Annotated in this window: 13 protein-coding genes; 8 read left to right on the forward strand and 5 right to left on the reverse strand. The window is 63.8% G+C overall.

Annotated elements, in window-relative coordinates:
• Window positions 1-76: 76 nt before the first annotated feature.
• Window positions 77-5,089, reverse strand: coding sequence for a putative Ig domain-containing protein (locus R2N03_RS12780; protein WP_428984404.1), 5,013 nt, complete (start codon window positions 5,087-5,089; stop codon window positions 77-79).
• Window positions 5,090-5,206: 117 nt separating this feature from the next.
• Between R2N03_RS12780 and R2N03_RS12785 the strand changes: the two genes are divergently transcribed.
• Together R2N03_RS12785 and R2N03_RS12790 are read left to right on the forward strand one after the other, a co-directional pair.
• Entirely contained in the window at window positions 5,207-5,422 is a 216-nt protein-coding gene (locus R2N03_RS12785; RefSeq protein WP_316658020.1) for a hypothetical protein, read from the forward strand.
• 316 nt (window positions 5,423-5,738) lie between these two features.
• Window positions 5,739-7,400, forward strand: a complete 1,662-nt coding sequence (locus R2N03_RS12790; protein ID WP_316658021.1) for an acyl-CoA dehydrogenase family protein — start codon at window positions 5,739-5,741, stop codon at window positions 7,398-7,400.
• A 398-nt stretch (window positions 7,401-7,798) separates the two neighbouring features.
• On the opposite strand, the gene R2N03_RS12795 is transcribed toward R2N03_RS12790, so the two are convergent.
• Complete coding sequence (locus R2N03_RS12795) at window positions 7,799-9,517, reverse strand: GMC family oxidoreductase (protein ID WP_316658022.1); 1,719 nt, start codon at window positions 9,515-9,517, stop codon at window positions 7,799-7,801.
• 331 nt (window positions 9,518-9,848) lie between these two features.
• Here R2N03_RS12795 and R2N03_RS12800 point away from each other — a divergent pair, with 331 nt between their 5' ends.
• Window positions 9,849-10,736 carry a LysR family transcriptional regulator gene (locus R2N03_RS12800; RefSeq protein WP_316658023.1) on the forward strand — a complete coding sequence of 296 codons (888 nt, stop codon included), beginning with the start codon at window positions 9,849-9,851 and terminating at the stop codon, window positions 10,734-10,736.
• 62 nt (window positions 10,737-10,798) lie between these two features.
• Here the strand turns inward: R2N03_RS12800 and R2N03_RS12805 are convergent, their stop codons facing one another.
• Entirely contained in the window at window positions 10,799-11,083 is a 285-nt protein-coding gene (locus tag R2N03_RS12805; protein WP_316658024.1) for a hypothetical protein, read from the reverse strand.
• A gap of 497 nt (window positions 11,084-11,580) precedes the next feature.
• On the opposite strand from R2N03_RS12805, the gene R2N03_RS12810 reads away from it, so the two are divergent.
• The 4 genes from R2N03_RS12810 (at window position 11,581) to R2N03_RS12825 (ending at window position 14,410) form a co-directional block, all read left to right on the forward strand.
• The gene (locus R2N03_RS12810) at window positions 11,581-12,150 is read left to right on the forward strand and encodes a PAAR domain-containing protein (protein WP_316658025.1); all 570 of its coding nucleotides are present in this window, start codon (window positions 11,581-11,583) and stop codon (window positions 12,148-12,150) included.
• On the forward strand, window positions 12,147-12,764 hold the full coding sequence (locus R2N03_RS12815; RefSeq protein ID WP_316658026.1) for a type VI secretion system amidase effector protein Tae4: 618 nt from the start codon (window positions 12,147-12,149) through the stop codon (window positions 12,762-12,764). The genes R2N03_RS12810 and R2N03_RS12815 overlap by 4 nt, the downstream gene beginning before the upstream one ends.
• The gene (locus tag R2N03_RS12820; RefSeq protein WP_316658027.1) at window positions 12,761-13,348 is read left to right on the forward strand and encodes a hypothetical protein; all 588 of its coding nucleotides are present in this window, start codon (window positions 12,761-12,763) and stop codon (window positions 13,346-13,348) included. Before R2N03_RS12815 ends, R2N03_RS12820 begins: the two co-directional genes overlap by 4 nt.
• 435 nt (window positions 13,349-13,783) lie before the next feature.
• The gene (locus R2N03_RS12825) at window positions 13,784-14,410 is read left to right on the forward strand and encodes a hypothetical protein (RefSeq protein WP_316658028.1); all 627 of its coding nucleotides are present in this window, start codon (window positions 13,784-13,786) and stop codon (window positions 14,408-14,410) included.
• An 85-nt stretch (window positions 14,411-14,495) separates the two neighbouring features.
• On the opposite strand, the gene R2N03_RS12830 is transcribed toward R2N03_RS12825, so the two are convergent.
• Both R2N03_RS12830 and R2N03_RS12835 read right to left on the reverse strand, forming a co-directional pair.
• A complete protein-coding gene (locus R2N03_RS12830) occupies window positions 14,496-14,717 on the reverse strand; it encodes a hypothetical protein (RefSeq protein ID WP_027678733.1) in 222 nt (73 codons plus the stop codon).
• 123 nt (window positions 14,718-14,840) lie between these two features.
• A complete protein-coding gene (locus tag R2N03_RS12835; protein ID WP_316658029.1) occupies window positions 14,841-15,284 on the reverse strand; it encodes an acyl-CoA thioesterase in 444 nt (147 codons plus the stop codon).
• A 184-nt stretch (window positions 15,285-15,468) separates the two neighbouring features.
• Between R2N03_RS12835 and R2N03_RS12840 the strand changes: the two genes are divergently transcribed.
• Entirely contained in the window at window positions 15,469-15,903 is a 435-nt protein-coding gene (locus tag R2N03_RS12840) for a universal stress protein (protein ID WP_316658030.1), read from the forward strand.
• The last annotated feature ends 57 nt before the right edge of the window (window positions 15,904-15,960 follow it).

The raw sequence follows: 15,960 nt of genomic DNA on the forward strand, positions 1-15,960 counted from the left end.
CGCTGACATCGCGTCTCAAAAAAAAAAGAGCCAGCCCGAAGGCTGGCTTTTTGTTGGGCGCTGACAGCTTGTTGCGTCAGAACGGTGCAGCAAACGTCAACCGAACCCCCTGCTGCAAACCGCCCATCCCGGCCATCACGCTGTAGTCCAGCCCAAACGTGAGCGGCCCGGTGCGGAACTTCGTTCCCAGCCCGATCTGCATGCGATCGCGCCCAAACGGCGTACCCGGCACGTAATAAGCAGGGCCCGCCGAGGCCAGATCGGCATACGCCAAGCCTGCATTGCTCTGCCCATTGAAGTCGTGCTGGTACTCCACCCGTGCGAATGGCAGGAACGTGCCCCACTTGGTCTTCTGCGTGTATTCCGCACGCAGGCCGAGCGTGCCGGATACCGTCGTCACCGTCTGGTCGAAATACGTCAGCGCGTTGATGCCGGCGCCTGATTCGGTGAACTGATCCAGCGTCGATTGCGAGACCGAGAGGCGCCCGTAAGGCGAGATCAGCCAGGTGCGATCGCGATGCTCATAGCCGGCCGACACGGAGGCGAACACTTGCTTGCCGTTGCGCTTGCCGGTGGCGAAGTCGTTGGAGTCCGTCACCCAGCGGCGCGAGTCGAAACTGAGCGTGCCGAAGCCCGCCACACCATCGACGAACAACGAAGGCAGCGGGCGATAGCTGCCGTACAAGGCGAGGCTGTAGCTGTCGCCCGTGCTCTTGGTGCCTGCGTTGCCGATGTCGGTGGAGTCGCGCCCGTAGCCGAAACCGCCACCGATCGAGAACTGATCGGACACGCGGTAATCCGCGCCGGCCGTCACGCCGCCCGTGGTGAAGCGGAAGCCGGAGCGTTGCGTGCCGGCGTTGGCGAAACCGAAGTCCAGCGTACCCGCGCTCCAGAACGCGAGGTTGGGGTCGGTGTTGTCCGGGCCCGCGCCCGCCGCATCAGCACCGGGCAGGTCGGGACCGGCATCGGCGTTCGACTTGCCGGTGTTGCCGCTGGCCGCATCGGTGCCCCGCTTGCCGCGCGCGAATGGCCGCACGCCCTGACCGTCACCGCGCATGCACGCATCGTGCGCGGCAATGCCGACCACATCCTGGCAACGCGCCTGCATGTCCACGCGCTGGCCCGGCATGGCGACTGTCAGACCGTTGCCTGACGGTGCCCGGCCGGTGCCATGCAGCGCTTCGAGGCGACGGTTGTAGTTGTCGATCTGCGTGGTGGCGAAGCGGCGCGCGGCCTGGACTTGCGCGTTGATCAGACCTGCCACATCCGGGTCGGCCGAGGGGTCCTTGCGCGGCGCCACGCTCACCTGCACGGTAGCCGGTGCAGAGGTCGTGAAGGCGTTGGCCAGCGTGTACGTCAGGACCGCCTGCCCGCTGTATGTGCTGGACGGCGTGAACTTGAGCACGTAGGTCGACGTGGCTGCAGCCGGCGTCTTCACGCCTGCGGGGGCCTGCACTGCCGTCTGCACGATCGTTGCTGTGCCGGCGTTGGCCGGCACGATCGAAACGAGCGTCGCGCTCGTGAACGGCCCGCCTGTGGCGCCCTCGGTCAGATCCACGCTGAGACCCGCGCCCGACGCTGTCATCGCCTGCTTCTGCGCGACGGCAATGGGCGCGACGTTGACGGTGACCGTCACGGGAATCGGCGCGGATGTGCCTGCCGAGTTGATCAGCGCATACGTGAAGTTGACGGCGCCCGAGGTGGTCGGAGTGGGCGTGTAGACAATGTCCTGCCCGTTGACCACGGCCGTACCGCTGGCCGGCGGACTGACGATCGCAATGGAAGAGAACGGTCCCCCCGTCGCATTGGCCGTCGCGTGCAGCGTAACCGCTGTGGTCGACATGGTGGTGGCTGCAATGGGCGGCGCCGTGCCGACCACCTGCCCGACGACGAGGGTGTAGCTGCGTGTGCCGCTGTAGGGGGCGCCGCTACCCGAACTGCTGTCTGTGGCCCGGATGGTGAAGGTGCTGGAGCCGAGCGTGGTGGGCGTACCCGACAAAACGCCCGTGCTGGTGTTCAGGCTCAGGCCAGCCGGCAGCGTGCCGGTAGTGACAGCGTACGTATAAGGCGCGGTGCCGCCCGTGGCGTTGAAGGCCTGGCTGTAGGCCGTGGAGATCTGCGCCGCAGTGACGCCACCCGGGCTCACGGTTACAGTCGGTGCGCCAATCGTGACGCTATATGCGCGATTGACCGTGAAGCGGTTGGCGTCGGTAGCCGTAATGGTGAAGTTGAACGTGCCGCCGGCAGTGGGCGTTCCAGAGAGTATGCCGGCCGAACTGAGCGTGAGCCCCGCAGGCAGCGTGCCTGCCGTGATGGCGTAGGTGTAGGGCGCCGTGCCGCTGCTGGCTGTCACCGTCTGGCTGTAAGCCGTGGCGATGGCGGGGTTGGGCAGCGCGCTCGGTGATACCGCGATGCTGGGGGCCGCAACGGTCAGCGTGTAGGACCCAATAATCGAATAGGGCCCGCTGCCCGAACTGCTGTCGGTAGCCACCACATTGAAGCCGACGGTGCCCGCCGAAGTGGGCGTGCCCGACAGCGTGGCGGTGGCGCTGTTGAACGATATGCCCGTGGGCATAGTGCCTGCGGTGATCGTCAACGCATAGCTGTAAGGACTCGTCCCGCCGCTGGCCGTGAAGGTTCGGCTGTAGGCCGTGCCGGCCGTACCGCTCAACGAACCCGATGCCGGCGTGATCGCCAACGTGGGCACCCCGACCGTCAGTGTATAGGCGCGGCTGCCGGTGTAGGGACCGGTGCCGGTGCTGCTGTCTATGCTGGCGATGGTGAAGTTGAAAGCGCCACTGGCGGTGGGCGTACCTGAGAGCGTGCCGGTGGAAGTCAGCGTCAGGCCGGACGGCAAGGCACCTGCGGAGACCACGTAGCTGTAGGGCGACGTGCCGCCGCTTGCCGTGATGGCCTGACTGTAGCCGGTGCCGATGATGGCGCCCGGCAGCGCGGCCGGACTGACCGTCACGGTTGGTGCGCCGATGCTCAAACTGTAGGCGCGCGTGCCGGCATAGCTGTTGGCGTCGGTGGCCGTGACGGAAACATTGAAGGTACCGGCAGCCGTGGGCGTCCCCGTGATCGCGCCCGTGCTGCTGTTCAGGCTCAGCCCCGCCGGCAACGCTCCGCCAGTCACGGCGTAGGTGTAGGGCGCGGTACCGCCGCTGGCTGTCGCGGTCTGGCTGTATGCCACACCTACCGTGCCATTCGGCAGTGACGCAGGCGACACGCTGATTGTGGGCGGTGTGGTCGTCAGCGTGTAGGTGCTGGCCAACATGTACGGTCCGGTGCCCGTTGAGTTGTCTCTGACAGTGACCGTGAAGTTGGCCGTCCCTGCAGAAGTGGGCGTACCGGACAGCACGCCGGTGCTTGTGTTGAACGAGACACCCGCAGGCAGCGTGCCGGAATTGATGGCGATGCTGTACGCATACGGCGCTGTGCCACCGCTGGCAGCAAAGGCTTGGCTATAGGGCAAGCTGGCCGTGGCATTCAGGCTGCCAGCCGGCGGCGTGATCGACAACGCGGCCGCATTCACGGTGAGCGAATACACCTGGCTGCTGACGTATGGCCCCGCGCCGCCTGTGTGATCGGTGGCTGTAACGGCGAAACTGAACACCCCCCCGGCCGTGGGCGTACCCGAAATCACGCCGCCCGAGCTGAGCGTCAAACCGGCCGGCAGGGTACCCGCCGTGACGGCATAGGTGTAGGGCGCCGTGCCGCCGCTGGCCGAAACCGTCTGGCTGTAGGCCGAAGCCACCGTGGCCATCGGCAGCGTGGCAGGCGACACGCTGATCACCGGCTGCGCGATGGTCAGCGTGAGGTTGCTGCTGGTGCCCGTGAACGGCCCGGTGCCGGTGCTGCTGTCAGTAGCCGTGACAGCGAAGCTGAACGTACCCGACGAAGTCGGCGTGCCCGACAGCGTACCGTTGCTCGCCAGGGTCAGCCCCGGAGGCAAGGCGCCCGATGCCAGCGCATACGTGTAAGGCGCCGTGCCGCCGCTGGCCGATGCCAGCGACTGGCTGTAGGCCGCGCCTGCCGTGCCACCCGACGGTGACGATGGCGTGTATGTGACCGTCGCGTCCGATACCGTGATCGTGACCGTGGCCGGTGCCGATGTGCCGCCCACGTTCGCGTCGGTGTAGGTGAACGAATCCGGCCCCGAATACGATGCATAAGGCGTGTAGGTGATCGTCATCCCGCTGGCAGTGGCGGTACCGTGGGTCGGCTGTGTGGCCACAGCCACGCTCGTTGGTGAGCCGGTGACATTCAGCGGAACGACGTTGCCGGTGCTGCCGTGCGCCACGGTGGTGGTGGTCGGGCCAGCCGTGGGCGGAGCGACGTAGGTGAACTTGTCGGCAGCGCTGTTGGCACTGGCACCACTGAATGTCGAGACGGAGACATCGACCACGCCAGAGCCAGGCGGCGAGACAGCGGTGATCTGCGTGCTGTTCACAATGGTGAAACTGGCGGCCGGGGTTGGGCCGAACCAGACCGACGTCCGGCCCTTGAAGAAATTGATCCCGGTGATGGTGACGCTTGTGCCCCCGGCGCTGGCGCCACTGGAGGCCGACAGCCCAGTCACCGTCGGTGCGGAGCCGGTGACAGCGATATTGACGGTGCTGGAAACCCAATGGACACCGTCCTGAATGGTGAAAAAAGTTGCCGTGTCGTTGCCACTGAAGTTGGAAGGCGCCAGGTAGACGAAGCCTTCGGTTCCCGAACTCAGGTCGAAATACACAGAGATCAGACCGCCCGCCGCTGTTGGTTGCGTCACCCCCAAACTACTTGCCGACGGATTACTGTTGCCCAGAGTGTCGTAGGCAATACCGAGTTGGAACGGGTCGCAGTTGTTTTGATCGGTGCCATTGAATTGATAGGTCGTCTGCGCATTCACAGCGGCCGTGAAGGAAACCGTACAAGCGACAGCCCCCTGCGATAGCAGCGCCAGCCACGCCGTCAGTAAGGCCAGCAGGCACCGCCGCATCCACGCACGCCTTACCGGCCACTCGTGCTGCAATGTGGGCAGCAACTTCGACCATCCGGCAACCCCATGCCGGCCAAACGGGCTGTGTTGTGTCAGCACGCGCATTTCTCCCTCGGTCCCGCCCGTTGCCTTGCGAGCTTTCTTCTATCGAGCGTCTTTGCGAAATTCGGAGCCTGACTGCTCTCAGGCACTCCCCCGTCACGAGGAGATCGCGCATGGAATATGCATACCGGCAATCCATTACACACAAAAAAAGATGGCGCAATGGACGCGTGTTATCCCGTGAAAATCCCCCGTGAGATCGGCTCAGTCTTTATTCTTTATTTTGACTGGCATATCGATCCGGACGCGATGCTAGAAAAAGCCCCCGGATCCGTCAATAGCCGACACCTCCGGAATCGCTTCCAGATGGGGTTTACGGGCTTTTCTTCCGCTTGAATATCGCGCTGGCATCGCGTTAGAACCAATAAATTGAGACGGAATGACAGAGATTTGAGACAGCATTACCATTTATCACCAAAATACCAATCACCTAGCCTCCTGGCATTTCTGAATCGAGAATACCGTGTGAAGCGATGCATGAAAAAAGCGCTTATCTTGGTATTTGCACTGCTACCGCGAAGATGGCTGCGCGCACTGGTAAACGGCTGCCAGGCCCGCCACCTCGCCGTATAGAAATCCCCCTCCACGCCACGCCGCCCCGACTGGTCTACCATGGCCTCACAACACAACGTGCCACGCCAGGAGACCCCCAATGCCCACCGAGGCCACCCACCGCGTCTTCAACCAGGTCCCGGACCTGACCGGCTTCAACCCCTTCACGTCCGACACCACGCTGCAAAGCGCACTCGAACGCCTGGGTGGCGGCTGGAACGCCAGCGCGCTGCAAGCCTTCGGTGACCAGCTCGGCGCGCCCGAGACGCTGCAGTGGGCCACAGAGGCCAACACCTACCACCCCGAACTCCACACCCACAGCCGCACCGGCGAGCGCATCGACGCCATCCGCTTCGACCCCGCGTGGCACGCGCTGCTCGGCCTGATGCGCAGCCAAGGCCTGCAGGCGCTGCCGTTTGCCGACCCGCGCCCCGGCGCCTGGGCCGCGCGCACCGCCGGTTATTTCATGCAGGCGCAGATCGAATCCGGCACGCTCTGCCCAGCGACGATGACGTTCGCGAGCATTCCCGTGCTGCAGAAAGAGACCGCGCTGTTTGCCGATCTGGGGCCGCGTCTCTACGTCCGCGAACACGACGCACGCGATCTGCCGTGGCGCCAGAAGACCGCCATCCTCGTCGGCATGGGCATGACCGAAAAGCAGGGCGGCTCCGATGTACGCAGCAACACCACGGTCGCAACGCCCTTGCGCGGCGAAGGCCGTGGCGCCACATACGCCATCACCGGCCACAAGTGGTTCTTCTCCGCGCCGATGTGCGATGCGCACCTGGTGGTCGCGCGCATGGGCGCGGAAGACGGGCCGCTGTCGTGCTTTTTCGTGCCGCGCTTTCGGGACGATGGCAGCAAGAATCCGATCCAGATCCAGCGCCTGAAAGACAAGCTCGGCAACCGCTCGAACGCCAGCAGCGAGGTGGAGTTTCGCGGCGCGGAGGGCATCCTCATTGGCGAGGAAGGGCGCGGCATTCCGACCATCATCGAGATGGCGACGCACACGCGGCTCGATTGCGTGATCGGCAGCGCGGCCATCCTGCGCCACGCGCTGATGCAGGCGCTGCACCACGCGCGCCATCGCATGGCCTTCGGCCGCCTGCTGGCCGACCAACCGCTGATGCGCAATGTGCTGGCCGATCTGGCCCTGGAATCGCAAGCCGCGACCTTGCTAATGATGGAACTGGGCAACGCGTTCGAGCGCGCCGATGTCGATCCGTTGGCCGCGGCGTGGAAGCGCATCGTCACACCTGCCGCCAAGTTCTGGGTCTGCAAGCGCGCTATTGAGGCGACCGGCGAGGCGATGGAAGTCTGGGGCGGCAACGGCTACGTGGAAGAAGGCCCGATGGCGCGCCTGTACCGCGAGGCGCCGGTCAACTCCATCTGGGAAGGCTCGGGCAACGTGATGTGCCTCGACGTGCTGCGCGCGATCGCCCGCACCCCGGACGACGCGCTGCGCTTGGTGCACGACATTGGCGAGCGCGCGCAGGGCCACCGTGCCGTGCGCGCGGAACTGGCGGCGCTGCAGGCGATGCTGCATCAGCCGGGTGACATCCAGGAAGCCTCAGCACGCCGCATCGCGCAGGGGCTGGCGCTGACGGCGCAGGCGGCGCTGATGGTCGCCCATGCCCATCCCGATGACGCCGAGCGCTTCATCGCCAGCCGCTTCCATCATCAGCACGGCCGCGTGTTCGGCACGCTTGATGGACACGCGCAAGCCCTGGGCGCCGTGCTGCAGCGCGCCTGGCCGGCGTGACGGGCGCCGCAAGCAGGGCCCGGCGTGCTAGCAGCTGATCGCCCCGTCGATGACGTGTCTGGTCATCGACGGCGAAGTGCAGAAGCGCCACGAGAGCAGTGGTTCCAGCCGCCAACTCCGCCCAACGGCGCGAACCTTCCCGTACCGATGAGCGATCTGCTGCGGGACTCGTTCAATACGCCGACGAGTCGTGCGGAGAACTGAGGCTCGGCTTAAGAGGGATGGCGATCGAGGGTATTGGTGCACCCCTTGTTTCATCCCCTGCCGGTGCTGGCTGACTTCCCCTGTCTTGCCAAGGAAACTCATCAAAGGAAGATGCGCCCTGGATGACGCCATCCAGGGCATCAACAGTCAGACCATTGGTGTGCCTGAGTCGGTGCGAAAAGGCGCCTTGTTGCTCAGTGCACCTCGGCCGGCACCGCTTGCGCGGGGGTGCTGCTCACCACGTTCAGTGTTGGGCGTCCGCCTTGACGCATCAGGTCGGCGGCGCGCTCGGCGATCATGATGATGGGGGCGTTGGTGTTGCCGCCGATCAGCGTGGGCATGACCGAGCCGTCAATCACGCGCAGGCCTGTCAGGCCACGCACGCGCAGTTCCGGGTCGACCACGGCCATTGCATCGTCGGCGCTGCCCATCTTGCAGGTGCCGACGGGGTGGTAGATGGTGTCGGCGTGCTGGCGGATCAGGGCACGGACGGCTTCGTCATCCGAGCCGTCGCCGCGGATATTTCCGGAATACAGCTCGCGACCGCCCAGGTCGGCCAGCGGGCGCTGCGCGAAGATGCTCTTCACTGCGCGGAAGCCCGCCAGCATGCCCGCCATGTCGGCAGGGTCTGACAGGAAGCGCGGATCGATCAGCGGCGCATCGCGCGTGTCGGCGGAGGCCAGGCGCACCTCGCCACGGCTCTTCGGACGCAGCACGCACACGTGGCAGGAATAACCGTGGCCGTAGTTGAACGTACGGTTGTGGTTGTCGGCCATGGCCACCACGAAGTGCAGTTGCAGATCCGGTTCGATCAGATCGGCGCGACTCTTGATGAAGCCGCCCGCCTCGGCAAAGTTGGTGGCCAGCATGCCGCGCCGCTCGCGGCGATAGCGCAGGATCTCGCCGAGCATGTGGGCGCCGCCTCGCAGCGAGTAGCCGATCAGGTCGAGGTTGAACAGCTTCTTGTGCAGGATGATGTCGAGATGGTCCTGCAGGTTCTGGCCGACGCCGGGCAGGTCCTGGACCACCGGAATGCCGAGTGCGCGCAGATGATCCGCCGGGCCGACACCCGACGCCATCAGCAATTGCGGCGAACCGAACGCGCCCGATGACACGATCACCTCGCGCCGTGCACGCAGTGTCTCCGTGCGGCCGGCGCGCTCCACCGTCACGCCTGCCGCGCGCTTGCCCTCAAACACGATGCGCAGCGCCTGCGTGTCAGGCATCACCGTCAACTGGCGGCGGCCACGGCTGAATGTGGCGTCGCTCTTGTCGCCGCCGTGCAGGTAGGCGCGCGCGGCGTTCCAGCGTTCACCGTTGTACTGCGTGACCTGGTACGGGCCGACGCCCTCCTGGTTGGGGCCGTTGAAATCGTCGTTGCGCCGGTAGCCGGCGGCGGCCGCCGCGTCGACAAAGCGACGCGCGACCGGATTGCCGGTGCGCAGGTCGCTCACGTGCAGCGGGCCGTTACCGCCGTGCAGCGGATCATCATCGCGCCCGGCCACGCGCTCGTTGCTTTCGGAGCGCTTGAAGTAGGGCAGCACGTCGTTCCAGCCCCAGCCGGTGCAGCCGAGCGACGCCCAGTGGTCGTAATCATTGCGCGTGCCGCGGATGTAGATCATCGCGTTGAGCGACGAGCTGCCGCCCAGCCCACGCCCACGCGGCTGATAGCCCTGACGCCCACCGAGGCCGGCCTGCGGCACCGTCTGGAAGGCATAGTTGCGCTTGTTCTTGAAGGGCAGGGACGCCGCACATCCTGCCGGCACCCACACGGAGAGGTGATGATCATGCGGCCCCGCTTCCAGCAGCGCGACGGTCACGTCCGGATCTTCGGTGAGTCGGCTGGCAAGCGCGCAGCCGGCGGAACCTGCGCCGACGATGACGTAATCGAAGGTGAGCGAATCGGTGGCCATGGGGGTGTCTCCGGAGTGGTTTTATTGGGCGAGCGACGCCGCCGGCTTGGTGCCGGTCACAACCCCACATCCTAGGCGCCCAGCGTTGTTTCAAACGACCGGGCTTACCCGCATTAGAACAGTTGCTCGGTTGTGCGCAGCAAAGTCCCCCGGCACGCGCTGACAACGCCTGCCCGGGCAATCGCCGCCCGAATGATGCAATGCAGCATTCGAAGCCACGCATACGTGTGCGACCTCCTTGCGAGCACCCGGCCACGGCGGCCGGGGTGTCCGCAATCCATTAGCGATCGTGAAACGCTCGCACCGGGGCATTAGCTTCTAGAATGCCCAGATGGCCAAGAATCTCGACATCACCCTCGTCCGCACCTTCGTTGCCGTAGCTGAAAACGCCAGCATGACGGTGGCGGCCAACGCGCTGCATCTCACGCAGGGCGCCGTCAGCCAGCAGATCAAGCGGCTCGAAGACGCCTTCGAATGCCGGCTGTTCGAGCGCGACGGCCGGCGGCTCGAGCTCACCCACGCGGGTGAGCGCTTCCTTGGCCGCGCCAAGCGCCTGCTCGCGCTCAACGATGAAGTGTGGGCGGACATGGCCGCGCGCCCACTGCAAGGGCCGGTGCGCCTGGGCGTGCCTTACGACCTGGTCGGCACAGTCTTCCCGCCGATCTTCAAGGCCTTTACCGAGGCGTGGCCGGCGGTCGAACTCGGCATCGTCTGCGGCACATCGCCGGCGCTGGCACAAGGCATGGCGCGCGGCGAGCTGGACATCGCCGTGGTCGAAGCCCCCATAGACGAAGCCAGTGGCGAATGCCTGTGCGTGGAACGGCTGGTGTGGGTGGGCGCACGCGGCGGCAACGCGCACCTGAAGCGGCCCTTGCCGCTGTCGATGGTGGACGAAAGCTGCGCCTTCCGCGCCCGCGTGCTGAAAGCACTGGGCGAGCAGCGCACCGAATGGCGCACGGTGTTCGAGAGCGGCAACATTGAAGCCACCACCGCCACGGTACGTACCGGCCTGGCCGTCACGGCATGGCTCACGCCGACGGTGCCGGCCGACCTCGACATCCTCGGGCCCGAAGCGGGACTACCGGACCTGCCGACGTTTGCGATCAGCCTCATGTTGCCAGCGCAGGGCGCGAACGCGGCGGCGCAGGCGCTGGCGGGATGCATCCGCGCAGGATTCTCGACCCGCCAACGCGCGGTGGAGCGCAAGCGCGCGGCCTGATCCACCCGGCCATCCGGTGCTACCGGCGTCCCCGCCCGTCACGGGGAACCGTCAATCCGTTGTTATGCGGCGCAAACCCGCCGCCGCTCGATGGCGGCCAATACCTCCCACGTGCGCGGGTCCACATCGCTCCCCCCGAGCGACATCGACAGATACGCGTCGATGGCATCGATAAAGCCTTTCACAAATGCTGGTGGATACGCGTGTTCCGAGAAGTACGTGAGCTGCTCGCGCAGCTTGCCGGTCCGGCATTGACCGTGCGTGCGCATATCGGTGCGCGTGCGGCACAGGAACGCGCGCGCCGAGACTGCACCGTCGAGGTAGATGCGGTTCTTGGTCAGCGACATGCGGCACCTCCCGGTTGCGTGGGAAGCCTGCAGCGCCAAGGCGGTGGGGAAGGGTAAGACGCGGGGCGATGCCCGCTGAGTGCGGTAGCCATGTGGCCTCCTGTGGTGATTGCAGGAGACCCGCCATTCGCTGCGAACGAGGGTGGCGGGCCTGACGACAGGGTTCGCAGACCGGCCACCACAGGAAACCGGCAGACCCGAAGGTCTCCCTGCCCGGCCCGCCGTAAAAAGCATAGGCGTGCGCAAGCACCGGACATAAAAACGCCGCGCGAAAGGCGGCTGTCCGTCTGTGGTGAGCGTGGACGGGCTGCGAAACCCGATCACCGTTGGTGCGGTGACGGTGGGGATTATAGCGATCGAACAAGCCCATCCCATTCGTAATATTTCGCCAAATCCTGCTTGGCGCTCGATCTGCCCAAGACAATCCGAAGCGGTTAATCGGAGGCAGGTGCTATGCAAAACGAACAGTGGTTGAGCTGCATCGTGGAGGCCACACCATGATGCGAAGAATTGCTGTTGTCGGCGATGCGCTTCAAAACGGCGGAACGGTCCTGCCTTACTCGGGGCCTCCATGCACATTTGGAAGCGCAGATAACCAAGTCGCCCTGATCGCCGGAGGAGCGTACTGCGAAGCGTGCAAGAGCGTCGGCACCATTGCAAAGGCTGGCGGCCCGCGCCGGATGAATTTCATGGGCGAGGTTGCCTTGGATGGCGACGAGGTTCTGTGCAAGTGCCCGACTCCGCAACGCATCGTCGCTTTGCTCGCCGGCAACGCCTGGTATGAAGACATGGGCAGCGGGGAACGTGCATCCCATGCTGCCTCCGGCCATCCCCATGCCGCGGCAACGAGCACGGGAGCCTCAGCCAGTCATGACGAACAGACGCACCTCGTATCGCCGCACTTGGAGGGCTTGCCGTACTACATCGAGACCTCGGACGGCCGTACTTTCTCAGGCCGCACGCCTGCCAATGGTGCGCTACCACGCGTTGTCACACTCGGCGAGGAGGCATACACCGTTTTCTGGGGCGACGAGGCTCTTGCAAAGCAAGCGGGGGAATCGGCATGACGGCAGCACAACGCAAACCGCTCAAACAGAAGGCTCAGGTCAGGACCAATGCAACGCCGGGATCGGTGTGCCGAATAGACGCTCCGGCGGTGAAGTTTGCGGACTTGTGGGGCAACTACGTTACGGGCGACCCATACGCCGACCCCACTGGGGCGTACAAGAATCAATGCGCAATCCGCATGAGCGCAACCTTGCATCGTGTCGGTATAGAGATGAAATCGTTCTCAGAGAAAGTGATAAAGCCCCCGCCCGGCAAAGATACCATCGGGCGCATCTTGCTAAAGGGAAAGGCTACGGCAACACGAGCCGATGAAATGGCCATATGGCTGAATCTGCAACCGTTCTGTGGTTTACCCAAAAGACCGCAAGATGTGACGGGCACGGACTGGGAGATGAAGGTGAAGGGGCGTACCGGCATCATCTTCTTCGGGGAGTATTGGGCTCGCGATGGCGAATCATCGGATCGCGCCAGCGGCGGTCACATCGATCTCTGGAATCAGGACACGTTGACTCCTTCCTCGACCTCCTTTTTCCGATTCAGGCTTGGCTTCAATAGTCTTTGGTATTCGGACTTACGGAACTCCAAAAAGATTCTTTTCTGGGAGATCAAGTGAAGACTCTCATCACTGCCGTGCTTGGCTCTTTTGGTGGGGCAGCACTCGGCATCGCCTTATCGCTGCCCTTCATGCACTTCATTCCCATGTGCGGAGAGGACTGCGCTGCAAGGCAGCTAGCGTTGCTGCTTTCCTGCGCATTGGTGGGCGCCATCTTGGTGTTCGCGACTTGCCTTGCGTTGCAAGTCAAGCGGAGCCGTATTGCTGTTTGGACCGTCACCCTTGGCGCCGAACTGATCATCACTCTCGTGGCGGCGATGGGCGCTTACATCCATAAGTTGCGAGAGGAGAACGCATACTTCTATAGCATTCGCGAGATACAACCGGAGTCAGATTTCTACCTAACGGTCGTCGCCAAAGAAGATGTGCAGGCATATGCGTTTCACGCCCCCGAGAATCGGGAGACGTCGATCCTCATTAAACAATGGGAACGCTGTACATCCGGAGGACCAGCGGAGGGGCGAACCCAAATCCACTGCCGATCGGGGTATGGCTGGGTGGATCGCGCTGTGCTGCTCAAGAAGTTTGCCTTCGTTCACGATCCTCGCTTGCGCTATGACGAAAGCGAGGACCGCTCAAAATGAGAAGCGCTGGCCTAGCGTTGCTGTTTCTTGCCGTTGGACTTGCCACAACGTGGGTCGCTCTAAAGGTCGGCAGTCAGATGTCATATCGGCTTCCCTTCAAGCTTGTACCTCGTAACAGAGGAGGTTGCTATGAAATCGGCCCTTGCTGGCTGCCGTGGTGGGCGATTGTTCTTCTGCTTGGATATTTGCTTGGCCCCACATTGATATTTGCCATAACGGGTTGGGCAAGCGCGCGTCCCGGCACCGGTGCACTGCGAGTATGGCGCCGACTATTAGCGCTGGTCATTGGGACGAGTTTGTTTTTTTTGTCGGATACGCGCTCCAACCCTGAAAAGACGGACAACTCAAAAGCATCCCCTACGCCTTAAACCCAACCGAAAAGCGCGGACTACGTATAAGTGCGCGACTCCAAGAAGATTCTTTTTTGGAGGTTGATTGAAGCGAGCTCTGACGTTAATAAGTTTCGTGTTCGCCGGGTTCGTAACCGCCACGATCGTCATACGCATCATGACGGCTTTTGACCACAACCCTGGGTGCGGATTGGATTGTGCGAGCCCCGACCTTGAAGCCGCGGGTGTCGCAACTGTTTTGGCATTCCCGATATTTGGTTTTTCCCTCACCCGCAAAAGAGGCTTTACGACACGTCGAATAGCGGTCACGTTGGCGACAGTGATGACAGTGGTGATTCTTGCCGCCGTCTTCCACTACGGCTTTAATCTACACACACGGTATCTCCGAGCAGAAGCAGCAAGACCCGTACAGCCGGACCTGGATTTCATGTATATGGCGATTTCGACCCGGGATGTTCAAACGTACACCGAACTCAAGAATGGTCAGCGTCTACCTGCCGGCGTGATTTCTCAATGGCAACGTTGTGCAATTGGCGGCGCGTCGTGTAGCAAACAACCCAGGCAAGCACACATGCTATGCAAAAGCGGGGAGGTTTTCGTCAATGAAGCCGACTGGAAATACTTCTCGCTGATTCCAAAAGAGAATGCCTTTGGAGCGATTCCCCTGAAATCGATGAAGCTATGCGCGCCCGACAATTGGGCTGAACCATAAGGCTTCTGCAGGCTCCACCGTTCAATAAAAACAAAAACCCCGCCAACCGGCGGGGTCCCCCAAATCCTTTTGAGCCTGCAAGCAATCAGGCCTGCGGGGCAGCCCCATCTTCGGGAGCCGCCTCGGCGCCTTCGGCCTTGGCTTCGTCCTTCTTTTCCAGCATCTCTTCCAGCGCGCCCGCGCCCTTGAAACCGGCGACGGCGGCGACTGCCTTAGTCAGCAGGCCGGCATCCGGATCGACTTTCTCGGCGGCTTCGACGGCGGCGACGGCGCCGGCGATCTTGCCCACTTCATCCAACAGTCCCATGGTCACCTCCGCGTGATTGAACGGGAGAGCCATCTTCCCACCGGGAAGGGGCGGGAGCGCAAACAAAGTTAAAAACTTTTACAGGGGAGTTCGTTTGCGTGGGCGGTGCGTCACGCCATGCCGTCACTCGGCCGGTGCATCGGCGGGGGCAGTGATGAGCGCCGCCAGACGCTGGCGCGCGCTGTCGCTGATGGGTGTCGAATGGCGCGTGGCCACGTCGATCTGCACGATCACCGACTGCGACGTCGCGGCGCAGCGGCCGTTCTGGAACAGGGCCTGCTCGAGCTTGACCGAGCTGCGCCCGATTCTCGCCACGCGCGTGCCGATCTGCACCGAGCCCGGCCAGAGGATTTCGTTGCGGAAGTCGAGCACGAGCTGCGCGATGACGAACTCGCACCCCGGCGCGGCCAGCGGGTTGTCCGGCGAGAACAGCATCTCGACGCGCCCGGTTTCCAGGTAGGTGGCGAAGACGGCGTTGTTGATGTGGCCCTGGCGGTCGGTGTCGCCGTAGCGGAGCTTGTCGGTGGCCTGGAGCGGGTAATCGGCGAGGGATGGCGTGGCAGTCATTTGCGGCGCAAAGTCGGGATAGGTGGTGCATTCTGCCTGTGTTCCTGTGCAACCGCTGATGGCGCTGCGGCACCAGGCCGCTCGGGTTGACTCGTATCAACGCGCCACATTCAGCAGGCTTTACGTTAGAAGTTAACACCGACCGCACATCCGGCGCGGGCGGCAGACATGGCAAGGAGGCCACATGAAGACCCTGGTACTGGCAACGGACGGATCGAGCTATTCCGACGCGGCGGCACGCTGTATCGCGGACAAGACGCTGTTCGGCAGCGACGTGACCGTGCATGTCGTCCACTGCATGCCGGACTTGTCCGGCGATATCCGGTCCCTGGTCGGCAAGGCGGAGGTGGATGCCTGGTACGCGGAGGAGAGCGCCGGTGCCATGCGCTCTGTCTGCACGATCCTGACCGAGGCGGGCATGCCGTTCGAGCAGCACGCGCTGGTCGGATTTCCGCCCGAACGCATCATTGAGCACGCCAAGCACGCAGGCGCGGCGGCCATCGTGATGGGCTCGCACGGACGGGGGGTGTTCGTGGAAGCGATTATGGGGTCGGTGGCGGGGCGCGTGGTGGCGCACGCGGAATGCCCCGTGCTGCTGGTCAAGGCCCCTAAGGCGTAGCTTGACGGCGGGATCCTCCCCGCATGCATGGCGATCCGCTGGCGGGCGCAGCGACAT

Origin of the sequence: Ralstonia condita (assembly GCF_958405655.1) — a bacterium.
In the GTDB taxonomy this organism is placed as follows: Bacteria; Pseudomonadota; Gammaproteobacteria; order Burkholderiales; family Burkholderiaceae; genus Ralstonia; species Ralstonia condita.